1 protein-coding gene is annotated in these 656 nt (G+C 52.4%); it reads right to left on the bottom strand.

The window, feature by feature from the left end; translation table 11 throughout:
- The coding region (locus BGK49_RS16740; protein ID WP_069375786.1) for an IS630 family transposase at positions 1-656 on the bottom strand (656 nt) is incomplete at both ends.

Raw genomic sequence — 656 nt, 5'->3', positions numbered from 1 at the left:
CCATGTTTGCCTCCGGGGAATGGGCTGACGGTTTCCATAAAATGGCGAACTTTTTTCAACAGTTGCCACATTGAGCGGCACTGATGATTACGCGTTATTGTGTCGTGAAGTGCCTGCCATAGCCGTTCAGCATGATTCACCCATGGCGAGTAAACCGGCTGATAAATGAGCCTGAACTTCGGGTTCTCCTTCAGCCAGCTCTGTGTTTCCCGGCTTTTGTGGATAATGTAGTTGTCCACGATCAGCGTGATGGTTTTCGCCCGACGGTATGTCGCTTTAAGCCGCTTCAGCAGGCTGATGAACAGCGCCGAACTTTTGCTGTTGCCGCCCACATAGCTGACTTTACCTGTCCCGCTGTGCAGCGCTCCGGCCAGATAATATTTTTCATTCTGTCCCGGCGTGACCACCCGTTTTTGCTGTCCGCGCAGTTGCCAGTCCGCACCGATTTTGGGATGAAGATGGATATCCACTTCATCTTCATAAAAGACCTGATGTTCTGCGCTGCATTCGTCCAGTGCTTTATGGATTGCTGCCATCTTTTCATCTTTATGCGGGTCACGGATACGCAGAGTTGGCGCAGCCCTTCGCCACACAATCCCCGCAGACGGCAACCAGCGGCGAACGGTTCCGGCATTTAACTGGCAACCGGTTATCTC

This window comes from Shigella sp. FC1544, from assembly GCF_001722145.1.
GTDB lineage: Bacteria > Pseudomonadota > Gammaproteobacteria > Enterobacterales > Enterobacteriaceae > Escherichia > Escherichia coli.
The sequence above is the reverse complement of the archived record's forward strand: the minus strand, read 5'-3'. Positions and strand labels throughout refer to the sequence as shown.